Annotated in this window: 11 protein-coding genes; 2 read left to right on the top strand and 9 right to left on the bottom strand. The window is 67.7% G+C overall.

What is annotated here, in order from left to right; translation table 11 throughout:
• Positions 1-50 precede the first annotated feature (50 nt).
• Positions 51-1,349, top strand: coding sequence for an RsmB/NOP family class I SAM-dependent RNA methyltransferase (locus ACXJ1Y_RS10665; protein WP_463850092.1), 1,299 nt, complete (start codon positions 51-53; stop codon positions 1,347-1,349).
• 25 nt (positions 1,350-1,374) lie between these two features.
• On the top strand, positions 1,375-1,626 hold the full coding sequence (locus ACXJ1Y_RS10660) for a hypothetical protein (protein ID WP_243955816.1): 252 nt from the start codon (positions 1,375-1,377) through the stop codon (positions 1,624-1,626).
• A 127-nt stretch (positions 1,627-1,753) separates the two neighbouring features.
• Here the strand turns inward: ACXJ1Y_RS10660 and ACXJ1Y_RS10655 are convergent, their stop codons facing one another.
• The 9 genes from ACXJ1Y_RS10655 to ACXJ1Y_RS10615 form a co-directional block, all read right to left on the bottom strand.
• A complete protein-coding gene (locus ACXJ1Y_RS10655) occupies positions 1,754-2,131 on the bottom strand; it encodes a PH domain-containing protein (RefSeq protein ID WP_243955820.1) in 378 nt (125 codons plus the stop codon).
• Between the two features lie 246 nt (positions 2,132-2,377).
• Positions 2,378-2,617, bottom strand: a complete 240-nt coding sequence (locus ACXJ1Y_RS10650; protein WP_463849973.1) for a PepSY domain-containing protein — start codon at positions 2,615-2,617, stop codon at positions 2,378-2,380.
• A gap of 231 nt (positions 2,618-2,848) precedes the next feature.
• Positions 2,849-5,311, bottom strand: coding sequence for a multicopper oxidase domain-containing protein (locus tag ACXJ1Y_RS10645; RefSeq protein WP_463849972.1), 2,463 nt, complete (start codon positions 5,309-5,311; stop codon positions 2,849-2,851).
• A gap of 369 nt (positions 5,312-5,680) precedes the next feature.
• On the bottom strand, positions 5,681-6,328 hold the full coding sequence (locus ACXJ1Y_RS10640; RefSeq protein ID WP_463849971.1) for a response regulator transcription factor: 648 nt from the start codon (positions 6,326-6,328) through the stop codon (positions 5,681-5,683).
• Between the two features lie 19 nt (positions 6,329-6,347).
• The gene (locus ACXJ1Y_RS10635; RefSeq protein ID WP_463849970.1) at positions 6,348-7,490 is read right to left on the bottom strand and encodes a sensor histidine kinase; all 1,143 of its coding nucleotides are present in this window, start codon (positions 7,488-7,490) and stop codon (positions 6,348-6,350) included.
• 28 nt (positions 7,491-7,518) lie between these two features.
• Complete coding sequence (locus ACXJ1Y_RS10630) at positions 7,519-8,055, bottom strand: methanogen output domain 1-containing protein (protein ID WP_463849969.1); 537 nt, start codon at positions 8,053-8,055, stop codon at positions 7,519-7,521.
• Positions 8,056-8,193: 138 nt separating this feature from the next.
• Positions 8,194-9,540: an HlyD family type I secretion periplasmic adaptor subunit gene (locus tag ACXJ1Y_RS10625; RefSeq protein WP_463849968.1), complete on the bottom strand. Its 1,347-nt coding sequence runs from the start codon at positions 9,538-9,540 to the stop codon at positions 8,194-8,196.
• A gap of 21 nt (positions 9,541-9,561) precedes the next feature.
• Entirely contained in the window at positions 9,562-12,099 is a 2,538-nt protein-coding gene (locus tag ACXJ1Y_RS10620) for a cadherin-like domain-containing protein (RefSeq protein ID WP_463849967.1), read from the bottom strand.
• The gene (locus tag ACXJ1Y_RS10615) at positions 12,096-13,862 is read right to left on the bottom strand and encodes a type I secretion system permease/ATPase (protein ID WP_463849966.1); all 1,767 of its coding nucleotides are present in this window, start codon (positions 13,860-13,862) and stop codon (positions 12,096-12,098) included. The genes ACXJ1Y_RS10620 and ACXJ1Y_RS10615 overlap by 4 nt, the downstream gene beginning before the upstream one ends.
• Between the last annotated feature and the right edge of the window lie 53 nt (positions 13,863-13,915).

Genomic DNA, 13,915 nt, shown 5'->3' with positions numbered 1-13,915 from the left:
TATCGCCCTGAACATCCCGTTGCGAACCCACCGACTCGAGGAGTGAGCCCCTGACCCCCGCCGCCCGCTGCGCTGCCGCCATCGAAGTCCTGGCCGACATCACCGAGCGCCGCCGCCCGGCCGCCGACGCCCTCAAGGATTGGGGCCTCGCCCACCGCTTCGCCGGCTCCGGCGACCGCGCCGGTATCGCGAGCCTCGTCTACGATGCCCTGCGCCGCCGCGCCTCCGCCGCCTGGATCATGGGCGCGGACACGCCGCGCGCCATCGTGATCGGCTCCCTGCGCCTGCAGCAGGGCCTCGCTGCCCCCTCGATCGCCGCCCTGTTCTCCGGTGAAGGCTACGCCCCGCCCGCCCTCACGGCCGAGGAGCGCACGCGCATCGAGACAGCGACCCTCGACACCGCCCCGCCGGAGATCGCGGGCGACGCCCCGGCCTTCGTCCTGCCCGACCTCGAAGCCGCACTCGGCGGCGACCTGATCCCGGAACTGCGCGCGCTCGCCCGACGCGCGCCCCTCGACCTGCGCGTGAACACCCTGCGCGGCCCGCGCGACACCATCCTCTCCGCCCTCGAAGGCTACGGCGCCGCCCCGACGCCGCATGCACCGCAGGGCTTGCGGGTGCCGGTCGGCGCCGACGGACGCGGCCCCGCGCTCCATGTCGAGGCGGAGTTCCTCGACGGGTGGTACGAGATCCAGGACGAGGGCTCGCAGCTCGCGGCCCTGCTCGCCGGGGCGAAGCCGGGCGAAACCGTCGTGGACCTCTGCGCGGGCGGGGGCGGCAAGACCCTGGCGCTCGCCGCCGCCATGGGCAACGCCGGCCGGCTGATCGCCACCGATGGCGACCCACGCCGCCTCGCCCCGATCCACGAGCGCCTGCGCCGCTCCGGCGCTCAGGCCGAGGTGCGCACCCCGCGCGGCGGCAAGCAGCGCGCGGATGTGCTCGCCGACCTCGACGGCACGGTGGATCGCGTGCTGGTGGATGCGCCCTGCACCGGCTCGGGCACATGGCGCCGCAACCCGGACGCCAAGTGGCGCCTTCGTCCCGGCAGCCTCGCGACCCGCCACGCGGAGCAGGCGGCGGTGCTCGACCGGGCGGCGAGCCTCGTGCGGGCGGGTGGGCGCGTCGTCTACGTCACCTGCTCGCTGTTCCCCTCTGAGAACGATGACGCCGTGGCGGCGTTGCTCTCGAGGCGGGGGGACTTTGCGACGGTCCCCGCCGCCGACTTGCTGGCCGGGGCTCCGGCGTCCCTGGGTGATGCCATCCGCCATACGACGCACGGCGTACAGATGACGCCGCTGCGCACGGGAACGGACGGGTTCTACGTCGCCGCCCTCGACCGCCGCCACTGAGCTTTCAGAACAGGACCGACAGCTGATGGCGATGAAGACAAGCTACGTGGTGCAGCCGTTCGAGCTTCACCGCAAACGCCTGCGGCCCGCCCGTCAGGAGCAGGCCCAGACGGAGAGCGGCGCGGTCAAGAAGGCCGAGAATCTGGCGAAGCGGATGCCGGGCGCGGCCGCCCTGAAGGTCGTCGCCGACGACGAGACCGGCGAACTGGAAAGCGTGACCATCCTCGGTCAATGGGGTGAGATCCCCGACGACTTCGCCGAGAGCCTGCAAGGCTGAGGCGAAGGGCCTACGCCCGCACCGGTCAAGAAACGCCATCAAGCGCTTCTTAGGGTCGGGTTGGGAGGAATAGGCCGGTCGTGTTGCGAGATGCGCCAATCAGGCGGGCGGTCGGCCAAGGGATGGTTCAACGCAAGACGCCTTCCGCAAGGGCGCGCTGAATGCCCCGGACATCCGCGCCCTTCTTCAAGGTCCGCTGGATCGGCTCCGCCGCACCCGACACCCAAATCTTCAGTTCGGCATCGAGATCGAACGTGCCGGCCGTCTCGACCGAGAACCGGGTGATGGCGCGATAGGGCACCGACAGGAACTCGACCTTGCTGCCGGTGACGCCCTGAACGTCGATCAGGATCACGCGCCGTTCGGTGAAGACGAAGACGTCCCGAATGATCTTGAACGCGAGCCGCGCCGTCTCGCCCTCGATCAGGATTCCGTCCAGCCGTCGCTCCAGCGAGGCTCCATCGACGGCCGAGCCATGACCGAGCAATCCATCCAGCAGGCCCATGGCCGATCTTCTCGTGATGCCGCGCTTGGAACGCAGCTACCACCGAAGGATACTTGCTGCAAATGTCGCTGAATTTGCGTTGGTGGCGCTCCAGTCCGAACAGAAGCGCGAACACTTATGTGATTGAGGTAACGCGGTAATTTTTGAGGCGCGACTGCTAACTGGCACACCGCTATCGCCGGGAGACCTTACAGAACCGCAACGCATCCTCACAAGAAAAGCAGACAGATCTTTCCCCGACCCTCTTTAATGAAGCGCCTCGCCGAGAATTTCGCCTGTCTTCGGATCGAGCTCGAACTTCATTCTTTGTCCGTCCTTGATTCCTTCTCCATCCCAGTGCCCATCGTCGGCTTGGATGCTCGTGATCGACGTGTAGCCGGAAGACAATAGCTTGGCCTTGACCTGCTCAAGTGGCATCCAGTCCGGTCCCGGCTGATCGGCCATCGCGATGAAGGACGCACTCGCGCTGACGGCGAGCGCAAGCATGAGCACCGGTAGCTTAGCCATTAAGTGGATTCCCTGAGATAGCGATACTGCTCATGTAGGGCGAAATTATCAAAAAGAGATATCCCAACCCGCCTTCGCGGACGACGTCGGCACTTTGGCATAGATGGCGGCTCGTACCTCGGTGTGGGGCTCGCACAGCCTTCGAGAGACCGCGCTCCCAAGGTGTGCCCGACTGGTCGGCATGGCCAGCCGGCGTCGGCGGTGCGGCGGTCAGACCTTGTTGGGCGTGAAGAACTGGGTGTTCTTCGGGTCGGCCTCGGGCAGGACCTCGGGGATCTTGAAGGTCACGCCGTCCGGCGATGGGAGGGGCGTGTTCGAGATCTGCCAATGTGGCCGGCTGCCGGTGCTTGCGAAGTCGGGATCGCTCGGGCTCGGCGTCAGGAGTTGGTAGCGGAGCAGCATCGCGAAGTCTTCGTGCGCCGTGTTGTGGCAATGGTTGACGTAGGAGCCGCCGAACTCGCCGAACCGCACCTGGATCTGCACGCTGCCGCCGGGGCGAAGCCGCCACACGTCCTTGCGGACGAGCTTCTCCATCGGGCCGATCGGGCCGTTGCCACGGTTGAGCGTGACACCCTCCTCGAAGTGGAGATGGATCGGGTGGTCCCACCCCCCTCCGCCGTTGACGAGAGTCCAATATTCGACCTCGCCGGGCTTCGGCACGAGCGTTCCGATGCGGTTGGCATTGAGGGAATGCGCCGCCTGCCCGTTGATCTTGATCGTCCACGGGAAGGCTTCAATGGACCCGCATTCCGGGATGCACTGGCCGGTTTTGGAATCGCGCGAATCGCCACGGCCAGACCGGCCGTATTCGAAGACGCGGGTGCGGACAGGCGCTACGACGGGGATCTGGGTGGTGAGCGTCTTGACGCCGGATCGCCAGTCGGAGGTCCGGAAGTCGGCGCTGTCGTCGATCTCGGTGCCGGTATAGGTCCGCGTCGGGTCATCGACGCTGACGATCCCGCCGCTCAGCACGCGGAATTCCAGGATCGGGCCGACGCAGGGATCGGCGGCGACGCCGGTCAGGGCGTTGGACATGGAGACGGCGCCGGCCGGCAGCCGCCCATCCGTCTGCATGAGCAGGTTGACGAGGTAGAGGCTGTCGCCGGGGGCGAAGGCCGAGAAGTCGATCACGACGTCGTAGCGTTCGGCGACGCCCTGCTCGTCCAGTTCGGTGATCTGGAACGGGTTCACGACGAGGTTGCCGTCGTTGGCGATGAACCAGATCGAAACCGTCGTCCCCGAGGAGAAGTTGCGCGAAGTGTTGACCGCGACGGCGAGCTTGATGAACCGCGACATCGAGGCGTTCAGGATGCGGAAGCGGTAGCGGCGCGGCAGCACCTCGAAATAGGGGTAGTAGTTGCCGTTGACGGCCAGGATGTCGCCGAGGAACCCGTCCGTATCGAAGATGTCGAAGAACAGCTGGCCGTTCTTGTCGAAGGCCGGGTTGGTCACGGCGAGGTTGACGTCGAAATCCTGGTTGCCCCAGGGCAGGGCGTTCCCGCTCGGCAGGCCGAGATTGATCCCGTCCCTGACGCTGGTGCAGGCGCGATCCGGGCCGCTGTAGATGTTGCACAGGGCGAAGTTGCCCTTGTGGACGTTCTCGGCCGTGAAGAAGAAGCGGTGATCGTGGAACCACAGGCTTCCCTGAAGCTCGCGGAAATCCCCCTCGACGAGCTTCAACCCGCCGTCGTCGGTGGGGCCGGACGCCTTCCGGGCGTAGAGCGGATCGCTGAAGACCCGCTGGCTCGGCATGTCCCGCCGGGCGAGGGTGATGCCCCAATGGTAATCGTAGAACGTCCCGGGGAAGTGATAGGCGTTGCAGGCGCCGTCGCTCTCCGCCCCGTTATGGGCGTTGTGGAAATGGGTCGAGGTCTCGTTGCGCCCGAAGCCGCCGTTGGCGGTGCGGTCCACGGGGAGGTCGTTGTAGATCCGGGTGAGGATCGGCTCGCCGTAGCGGGCCTTGATGAGGCAGGGCGCGCCGTAGCCCAGCCGCGAGCCGGCGGCGTTGCCGCGCCGGCCGGGCTGGCGGACGCCGAAGCTCCAGACGGAGTTCGCGTTCTGCTCGGGCATCTCGTTGCAATAGCGGGAGCCCGGTTGGATCTGCCCGAGGGACATCAGGTAGCCGACCTTGGGGAACAGGTCGCGGTTCGGGCTGGCGGGATCGTTCGTCCAGCGCTGGTGGGCGAAGAACTCGCCGGGCGGACGGCCCTCGCAGGGGCCGCGCCCCGTCAGGGGATTGTTGTAGCGGGTGTAGCCGCTGCCCTTCTTCGACCATTCGTCATGGTAGGACAGCCGCCGGCCGCGCAGCTCAGGCAGCTCGCGCCCGGAACCGGCGGGGTCCATCCACATCACGTCCATGTTCGTCGGCGCCGGCAGGAGCGGGATGCGCGGCTGCACGAGCGCCCGGTGCATGGGCTCGTGGAACTTCTTCGCCCCGAAGAGCGGGCTCGCCGGGGTCCCCGTCGGCACCGCCGCGTAGGCGCTGCGGACGAACGGGCTCAGGCCATGCTTGGCGGCGATCAGCCCCGAGGTGCCGTAGAGGCCCCACCGGAACAGCTCCCGCTTGGAGACCTGGCCATGCGACAGGGCCTTGACGATCTCCAGCCGGTTTTCACGGGCCCGCTCGGCCTCCAGCATACGGATGCGGGAGGTCTTCCTTGGGTTCAGGAACATGGCAGATCCCCACCGACGAGTCGCAACCTCGTCGTCTTGTTGAGAATCGAAGGGCGCTACGAAGGTGAGACCGGGCGAACACGCCGCCGTCCCGATCGTTCACCGAATTCCATTCGAGCAGCGCATCTACTGGAAGCCGCAATGTTCCACTTTTACAGGCTCAAAGGAATGCCTTGAATTTCCCTAATCTCACAGGAAATTTCCAGAGCCGGGGGTTTTTCCTACATTCCTCTCAAGCGCATCGGTGAGAGGACTTGCCGGTCATGGATGCGAGGGGCTGGGACCGTTCGGGACGGCCGGCCGCCCGAAGCTGCGGGCCATGGACATCGCGTTCCCGTCACTCTCCGCTTTGCGACCTCACCGGGCCAATCATCGCTCCGCGAGTTCCCCCTGAAGCCATCCCTGCAGGATCGCGAACTGGACCACCTGAGCCCGGCTGCCGATGCCGAGCCTGCTGCAGGCCCGCGCCTTATGGGCCTCGACGGCCTTGGGGGTCGTCGCGAGGCGGCTGGCGATCTCCTTGCTGGTGAGGCCGTAGGCCACGAAGCGGAGGATGTCCCGCTCTCGTTCCGCCAGGGGTGCGGAGGCGTCACGGGCCGATTGGTCGGACGGCACCCGCCCGGGGCCGCCGACGTGGCCCGACAGGGAAGGATCGAGATAGGTCCCCCCGGCCCGGACGGCCCTGACGGCCTGGGCGATGTTGTTGAAGGCGGAACGCTTCAAGACATACCCGCAAGCACCGGCTTCGAACGCCTGCTCGACGTAAACACGGCTCTCGTAGACGCTCAGGATGAGCGACCGGGTGGGACATTTGCCTTCGACGAGTTTGCGGATGACCGCGACCCCGTTCATCTCCGGCATGGCAAGGTCGAGGATGGCGACATCCGGAGCGAGGTCGGTTACGGCCCGGACCGCTGCGGTGCCATTGTCGACCGCCGCGACGACGTCGAAATCGCCGGCGCTGGCCAGGAGGTCGGCGACGCCGTGGCGGAACACAGGATGGTCGTCCGCGAGCACGACGCGGATCGCAGTCTGTTCAGCCATGGCGGTGGGTCTCCCTCTCCAGGCGGACCCTGGCCGTCACCAAGGTGCCGGCCCCGGGGGTCGAGTCGATGTCGAGCGCGCCGCCCACCAGGAAGATGCGCTCGCGCATCCCCACCAAGCCGAGCTTGCCCTGCGCGATCAGGGAATGGCTGGAGGCGTTGGCCGCGTCGAAACCGTGTCCATCGTCGTCGATGGACAAGGTGAGGTGGCTTTCACTGAAGACGAGCACGACGGAGACCCGGCAGGGCTGGCCGGCATGCTTCGCCACATTGGTCAGTGCCTCCTGGACGATACGATACAGCGTGATGGCGTGATCCGGCGGCAGTTGCACCTCGACATTGCCGACTTGGAACTCCGCCGGCATCCTCGTGGCGCGCCCCCATTCCTCGACGAGGTACCGGAGCGCCGTGACGAAGCCGAACTCCTCCAGGGCCGCAGGGCGAAGCGCCAGGATCACGCGCTTCAGGGCGTCCCCCACGTCCTGTGCCTGGTCCACCAGCCTTTCGAGCTCGCCCTGGGCCTCCGAGGTCGTCAGGTGCGGCTCCAGCCGCCTGAGCCCGAGCTTCAGGGCCATGAGGTGCTGGCCGGCGTGGTCGTGCAGGTCGCGGGCGAGCCGCCTCCTCTCGTCCTGCCCGGCCCTGTAGAGTTGGGTCAGAACCTCGTCGCGTTCGCTCTCGGCCTCGGCGCGGGCGAACGCGTCGCCCTCGAGCCGGGCCAGCAGGCTTTCGCGCTCCCCCATCATCGTTTGCATCTGCTGCGACTGGATCCGTCGTTCCCGCATCACGCGCCGGGCGTCATGGAGCTTGGCCGCCAAAGCCTTGAAACGGCGGTCGAAGACGATCCCATCGAACTGGATGAGGACCAGCGGTGTCCCCTCGTACGCCTGGAATTGAGCGCGTACGCCATGGCAAGGATGGCGTTCGATCCGCCCATCGGCCTGCCAGAGGTACACCACGCCGGGAACGGTCCCCGAGGTGGACAGGCAGCCGCCGAGGTAACGCTCGAAGTCGGCGCGGGCCGCGTCTGGGACCGGCAACGGGCGATCGAGCCGGAGAGCGCCCAGGGTTTCGTGGGCCGCCGCATTCGCGGCCACGACGCTCCCAAGCCTGTCGGCGAGGATTGTCGGGCTCGGCATGAGATCGAGAAGGATCTCGAAGTCGGACCTAACGGCCGACCTTCGCGTAGTAGGATTGCCCAGGACCGTCGTGGTCGTCGGGTTCGAGGTCGATGACGATCCCGCGTCCGCGCGAGCCGCAGGCGATGGTGTTCCTGAGAGTGACGCGTCCATAACCCTGGCTCTCCGCAACCATGTGGCCGAACACGTGGGACGCCACCCGGCACATCGCTCCGGTGTCGCCGGCCAGACCGGCGAACGGGCAGCGCCCGTAGACCAGGACGACCCGTTTGTCCGTCCTTTCGAGGATGGTGAAGTCGCCGCCCAAACGCCTCTTCCAGTCGAGCAAGGCATCGAGGGTCGCCGTGAGGTCCAGCCGGGACGCGCCGGCGGCGGCCAAGTAACCGGCTAACACCTGCTCCGCGACGGCCATTCCCACCAAGTGATCGAAACCCTTGGCTTCCCGCGGACCCACCGTGTCGCCGAGGGTATCGTTCAAGGCTTTCACCAACGTCGCAAGGAACATCTCGCGGTCGGTCGCGACGGGCGCCGCTCGAAAACTGCTTACTTTGAGCGCCTCATCCATCATCGACTCCTCGTCGACCGAAGGAAGAGGTATACACGTTAGAATTGAAAGGCAACAAGAAACTTCCAAGAATGAAACGTTTAAATTCATTCGGTCGAAAGTATCGTTACTGCGGTGCACGGTCGATAGTTATGCATGTTATCTCTCACGAAATGTCCGGCTGAATTGATCCTGTAGAGGCTTCACGAGGTAGGATAGGGCGGTCCTCTCCTCGGTGGCGACGTGGACCTCGACGGGCATGCCGGGCACGAGGCGCTTGCCCTGTCCGAGCCGTTCCCACTCCCCCTCATCGAGTGCGACGTGTCCGACGAAGTAGGCGTCGTCCCTGGCGCCCTTCGTCGTCGAGGGCGAGACATAGGTGAGGCGTCCCTTGAGTTCGGGTGTCGTGCGCTGGTTGAATGCCGTGAACCTCACCTTCGCCGGCCGGCCGACGACGATCTGGTCTATGCTCGACGGCGCGATGTGGATCTCAACCTTGAGCGTGGCATCGTGCGGGACGACGGTCGCTAGGACGTCAGCCGGGGTGATGACGCCGCCCACCGTGAATGCTTTCAGCTCATGCAGGATGCCCGTGACGGGGGCCCTGATGTCGGTTCGGGTGAGCCGGTCCTCCAACGCGATCCGACGGTTGGACAGTTCGGACAGCTTGGCATCGACGGTGGCGAGTTCGCGCTGCGCCTCGGTGCGCGCGGTATCCGCGATGGCGAGCACCTGCACCCGGATCTCGCTCGCCCGGACCTTGGCGCGGGCGATCGACGCTTCGAGCGACCCCTGCTCGCCCGCGAGCCGGTGGCGGTCGCGGTTGATGGGAAGGAAGCGGGATCCCTCGAAGAGGTGCTTGTCCACGAGCCCCTGCAGCTTTCCGTGCTCGCTCGTGAGGATCGTGAGTTCCTCGCGCTTCGCGTCCCGTTGCTTGACCAAGCCGGCGATCTCCTCGTTCACCTGCCCGATCTGGAGTTCGAGTTGCTGGCGCTGGCTGTCGCGGCTGGCGAGGTTGCCCTGGAACATGCGCATCTCGCCCTCGACCACCGAGCGTGCGCCCGGCCCGCCCCCGAGCGGCAGGGGTGGGAAGACGAGGACCCTCAGCCCATCGCGCTCCGCGAGCAACCGAGCCTTCCTTGCCGACATCTCGATGATCTGACCGCTCACGATGGCGAGTTCCGCGCGGGTTTGCGCGTCGTCGATCCGGATGAGGACCTGCTCCGCCGTCACGGCCTGCCCGTCGTGGACGAGAATCGCCCCGACGACCCCGCCGTCCCGGTGTTGCACCGCCTTGGCGCGGTGTTCCACGGCGACCGTCCCCGGCGCCATGACGGCCCCATTCAGGCTCGTCGTCGCGGCCCAGCCCCCGAGGCCGCCGAGCAACGCGGCCGACAGCGCGAGGCTCAGCGCGATGCGGGGAATGACCGAAAAGGACAGCTCCTGGGCATGGTCGATCTCCGCGAGGTATTTCGGGCTTCGGTGGTGGGTCGGCAGCGTGGACATGTCCGGGCCTTCCGTTGGTCGTTAGGCGATGGGCGCGGCACTCGGCGGTATCGCCGGGGGCGCGACGGCGCAAAACAGGAGGGTATGCTGTCCGTCGAGAACGATGGTGGTCTCGAAGATGTCGTCGTGATCGAAGTCGGCGGAGATGGCGGTCACGACACCGTCTTCGCTTTGGGCGGACTTGTACCGGATGCCGGATACGGTGCCGTCCTTGCGCTCCATCGCTTCCGCCAGCGACTCGCCCTTCGATCCCGGCTCGGCTTCGAAGAAGGTCCACTTCAGCAGGTCGATATGGTCCCCGACCGAGAAGTCCGTGATCTGGACCGCGTGGGTCGGTTCCCGCTCCCCCTTGGCCGACACGAACTCGTAGCGATCGTCTCCCCCGCCCCCGGTCAAAACGACGTCGTCGTCGCCGATCACGAAGTGGTCCTGCCCCGCACCGGTCACGATGCGCTCGATGGATTCGATCTGATCGTCTCCGATCTCGGTTCCGGACACGACCTGGCGGACGAGGTCGACGAGAAGGTCCCCGGTCGCGCCTCCCAGATCCAGTGTGTCGGACCCCGCTCCGCCGTCCACGCGGTCGTCGCTGCCGTCCGTGGCAAGGACGATCAGGTCATCCCCTTCGCCTCCGTGGACGACATCGAGCCCGGCGCCGTCGAGGATCGCGTCCCGGCCGCTGCCGCCGTCGAGCAAGTCGTCGCCGCTCCCTCCGGCGAGATGATCCCCTCCGTCACCGCCGTACAGGGCATTCGCGCCGGCATCGCCGGTGAGCGTGTCTGCGCCGGACCCGCCCCGCACGATGTCGACCGACACCACGCGGTCCGTACCGATGTCGGTGCCCACGGCAGTCCCTGCCGCCAAGTCGACCGCGACGCCCGACGTCGAGGCGGTGAGATCCAGGGTGTCCACGCCTTCACCGCCGTCGAAGGTGTCGGCCTCTCCGTCCAGGGCGACGGCCAGGACGTCGTCGCCTTCCTGTCCCAGCACGCTGTCCCGCCCGGTTCCATCCGAGATCAGGTCGTCGCCCTCGCCGCCCTCCAACCGGTCGTCGCCCGCACCGCCGAGCACCACGTCCGTTCCGGTGCCGGCAAGCGCCACGTCGTTCCCGTAGGAGCCGTCCAGACGGTCATCGCCCTCGCCGCCGTGAAGGGCGTCGTCGCCGTCCCCGCCGACGAGGATGTCGGAGCCCGAGCCCCCGTCCACCAGGTCGTCGCCGTCGTCGCCGAAGAGGCTGTCGTCTCCGTCCTCCCCGAAGATGCGGTCGTTTCCGCCCCCGCCCGACACGACATCCCGTCCCGCGCCGGCGAAAATCACATCGTGCCCTAGCCCGCCGAGGATCGTGTCGTCTCCGGCGCCGCCGACGATGGTGTCGTCTCCCGGGCCTCCATCGACGAAGTCGGCTCCGCCCCGGGCGTCGATGTTGTCGTCCCCGGCGCCCCCGTCGATCCGGTCCGGGAAGGGGGTGCCCAGGATCAGGTCGTCGCCACCCGTGCCGGTCGTACCGCCCGCGCTCCCCCCGTCGCCGCCCGAGCTGGGTTCAAACGCACGGTCGACGACATTCAGGGTCGCCGTCTGCGTGATGACGAACTCTCCATCCGTGACCTCGTAGGTGAAGGTGACGGATCCGGCTGCGTCGGCGTCGAAGAGCCACCCGTCGCCATCGCGGACCAGGGTGCCGGACGAGGCCGTGACGTCCCGTATCGCCAGCGCGTCGCCGTCGGGGTCTGACACGGTCCGAAGGAGGTCGAGGGCCGCGATCGTGAGGGATGCGCACCTCGTGGTGTCCGCCAGTTGCACGGTTCCCACCGAAACCGGAGCTCGATTGCGGCGTCCGCCCGGCGGGTCGCCCGGCACGGAGGGGTCGGCGGGCGTTGAACCGCCCGTGTCGTCCCCGTCCTCTGTCCGGCCGCCAGTGGCCGTCCCACCCCCTTCACCGGACAAGCCGTTCGGCTTCACCCCGTCTCCGGCCTCATCCGGAGAATGCGCGGCCTCATCGCCGACGGGGAACGGGCGCGGAACGGCGTCTTCTTGGGAGGGTGTCCCGCGTCCGCCGCCGCCATGTCCGCGCCCCCCACCACCCCCGCCGCCGGCGGGGGCCGCGTCCCGGTTGTCGTTGATCGGGCTGGGGATGATCGGCGACGACTTGAAGTCGCCGAGATCGGGGCGCGTCTCGGGCATTGCGAACCGCAGGGACTGCGCTCGCACGAACTCCTGAACGTCGTATTCCAAAGCCGCGGCGGTGACTTGCGCCTCCTCGACAAAGGCGGAGGATCCTTTCGCGTCGGGATCGGGAAGCTCCTCGTCCTGTTGGCTCTCGGAGACGAGCAGCAACGCCGGCTTGAGGGACGCCGCCCCGGGCGGCTCTGCGCCTTCGCCCTCGGCCTCGGCGCGTGCTGGTTCTTGGAAGAGGGATTTGAGGTAGGTGGCGACCGCCGCCACGGCGAGCCCCAGGACATAGGGCAAGCGAGACTTGGCTTCGGGGGCTTTGCGGGCAAGTCCCTGCACCCCCTCCTGCGCGGCCTCGTCGGTCTTGGTGCCTTTCGTTGCGATCATCATGCCGTAGCCCGCTCCTCCGGGGAGCGCTCCCTGGTGACCTTGGCCGAATCGGTGCCCTTTGCGACCTCGCGCGTCGGCTTCCCGAGGATGGCCTCCTTCGGCCCGAAGGCGGTCAGCTTCCCATCCTGGATCACCGCGACGGCATCGACGGCAGCCAGGACGCTCGGGCGGTGAGCGATGACGACCGCGATGCCCCCGCGGGCGCGGACGTCGAGAATCGCCTTCGCCAGGGCCGCTTCCCCCTCTCCGTCGAGGTTGGAATTGGGCTCGTCGAGCACGAGCAGGAACGGGTCGCCGTAGAGGGCCCGGGCGAGCGCGATCCGCTGGCGCTGACCGCCGGACAAGGCCGTCCCGAACGGTCCGAGTTCGGTCCGGTACCCGTCCGGCATGCGCAGGATCATCTCGTGGACCCCTGCCGCGCGGGCGGCCGCGACCACCATGGCAGGGTCGGCGTCGTTGGCGAGGCGCGAGATGTTCTCCTCGACCGTCGCATCCATCAGGCAGACCTCCTGGGGCAGGTAGCCGATGTTGCGCCCGAGGCTCTCCTCGTCCCATTGGGGCAGGTCGGCGCCGTCGAGGCGGATGCCGCCGCGCAGGACCGGCCACACGCCGGTCAGCGCCCGGCCCAGGGTGGTCTTCCCGCCGCCGCTGGGACCGATGACGCCCACCGCCTGCCCGGCCTTGAGCTCGAAGTTGATGTCCGACAGCAGCACCCGGCCGGAGCCCGGCGCCGCGACAGTCACCGAATTGACCCGCAGGGACATCTGCGGGGGCGGGAGCGGCATCGGCTCCTCGGTGTTGGCGAGGACCGTCAGGGTCTCCTTGAGGCGGGTGTAGGCCCGGCGGGCCGTGGCGATGGCCTTCCAATTGCCCACCGTCTGGTCGATGGGGGCGAGGGCGCGGGCCGAGGTGATGGACGCCGCGATGATCGCCCCGGCCGAAAGTTCGCCGCCGATCACGAGGTAGGCACCGAGCCCCAGCACCGCCGATTGGAGGATCATGCGCAGGATGCGGGAGATCGCGCCGAACGTCCCGGTGACGTCCGCCGTCCGCGTCTGGAGGGCGAGGTGCTCGTCGTTGGCCGCGCGGTACCGGTCCACCGCCCGCCCCGCGAACCCCATGGCCTTGAGGACGTCGGCGTTGCGGGCATTCGTATCCGCGATCCCGTTGCGGACGACCATCGCCTCCTGGGTCGCGCCGGCCCAGCGCCGCGTGAACAATTCGGTCAGGATGGTGATGAAGGTCAGCAGCACCGCGCCGCCGACCGTCAGCGCCCCGAGCCAGGGATGGAGCGTGTAGACGAAGACGAGGAAGATCGGCATCCACGGCAGATCGAGGAGCGCCACCAGACCGGGGCTTCCGAGGAATCCCCTGAGGGTGTCGACGTCCCGTCCGCGTTCCATCGCCTCGGCGGGCGAGTAGCCGAAGCGCGGCATGTCGATGGCGACGCGGTGGGCCAGCGGGGCGGAGCGCCGGTCGAGCTGAGCCCCGACCCGAACCAGGATCTGCAGCCGGAGCACCTCGAACATCCCCTGCATGACGTACAGGCCGATGGCGAGGGTCGAGAGGCCGATGAGCGTGGGCAGGCTGCCGCTCGGCAGGGCCCGGTCATAGACCTGGAGCATGTAGAAGGAGCCCGTGAGGGCGAGGACGTTGATGAGGCCCGACATCCCGCCCAGGAACACGAACGGCATCGCGAGGCGGCGCGTGAGCCGCTCGGTGCACCGGGCCTTGGCGAGGTGTTTCCGATCTTTGTGTCGCATGTCCGGCTCCCCCTACGGACGGTTCGAAGGGTCGGGCCCCGCGAAGGGCCCGA

The sequence above is a fragment of the Methylobacterium sp. TK26 genome, assembly GCF_055361565.1.
This window is presented reverse-complemented; position numbering and strand designations above follow the sequence as displayed.

What these genes read in the sequence shown, in the direction of transcription:
- ACXJ1Y_RS10625 (WP_463849968.1), bottom strand. Translation starts at nt 9,540, where the DNA reads ATGTCCACGCTGCCGACCCACCACCGAAGCCCGAAATACCTCGCGGAG.
- ACXJ1Y_RS10655 (WP_243955820.1), bottom strand. Translation starts at nt 2,131, where the DNA reads ATGGGCCTGCTGGATGGATTGCTCGGTCATGGCTCGGCCGTCGATGGA.
- ACXJ1Y_RS10620 (WP_463849967.1), bottom strand. Translation starts at nt 12,099, where the DNA reads ATGATGATCGCAACGAAAGGCACCAAGACCGACGAGGCCGCGCAGGAG.
- ACXJ1Y_RS10645 (WP_463849972.1), bottom strand. Translation starts at nt 5,311, where the DNA reads ATGTTCCTGAACCCAAGGAAGACCTCCCGCATCCGTATGCTGGAGGCC.
- ACXJ1Y_RS10630 (WP_463849969.1), bottom strand. Translation starts at nt 8,055, where the DNA reads ATGGATGAGGCGCTCAAAGTAAGCAGTTTTCGAGCGGCGCCCGTCGCG.
- ACXJ1Y_RS10650 (WP_463849973.1), bottom strand. Translation starts at nt 2,617, where the DNA reads ATGCTTGCGCTCGCCGTCAGCGCGAGTGCGTCCTTCATCGCGATGGCC.
- ACXJ1Y_RS10635 (WP_463849970.1), bottom strand. Translation starts at nt 7,490, where the DNA reads ATGCCGAGCCCGACAATCCTCGCCGACAGGCTTGGGAGCGTCGTGGCC.
- ACXJ1Y_RS10615 (WP_463849966.1), bottom strand. Translation starts at nt 13,862, where the DNA reads ATGCGACACAAAGATCGGAAACACCTCGCCAAGGCCCGGTGCACCGAG.
- ACXJ1Y_RS10660 (WP_243955816.1), top strand. Translation starts at nt 1,375, where the DNA reads ATGGCGATGAAGACAAGCTACGTGGTGCAGCCGTTCGAGCTTCACCGC.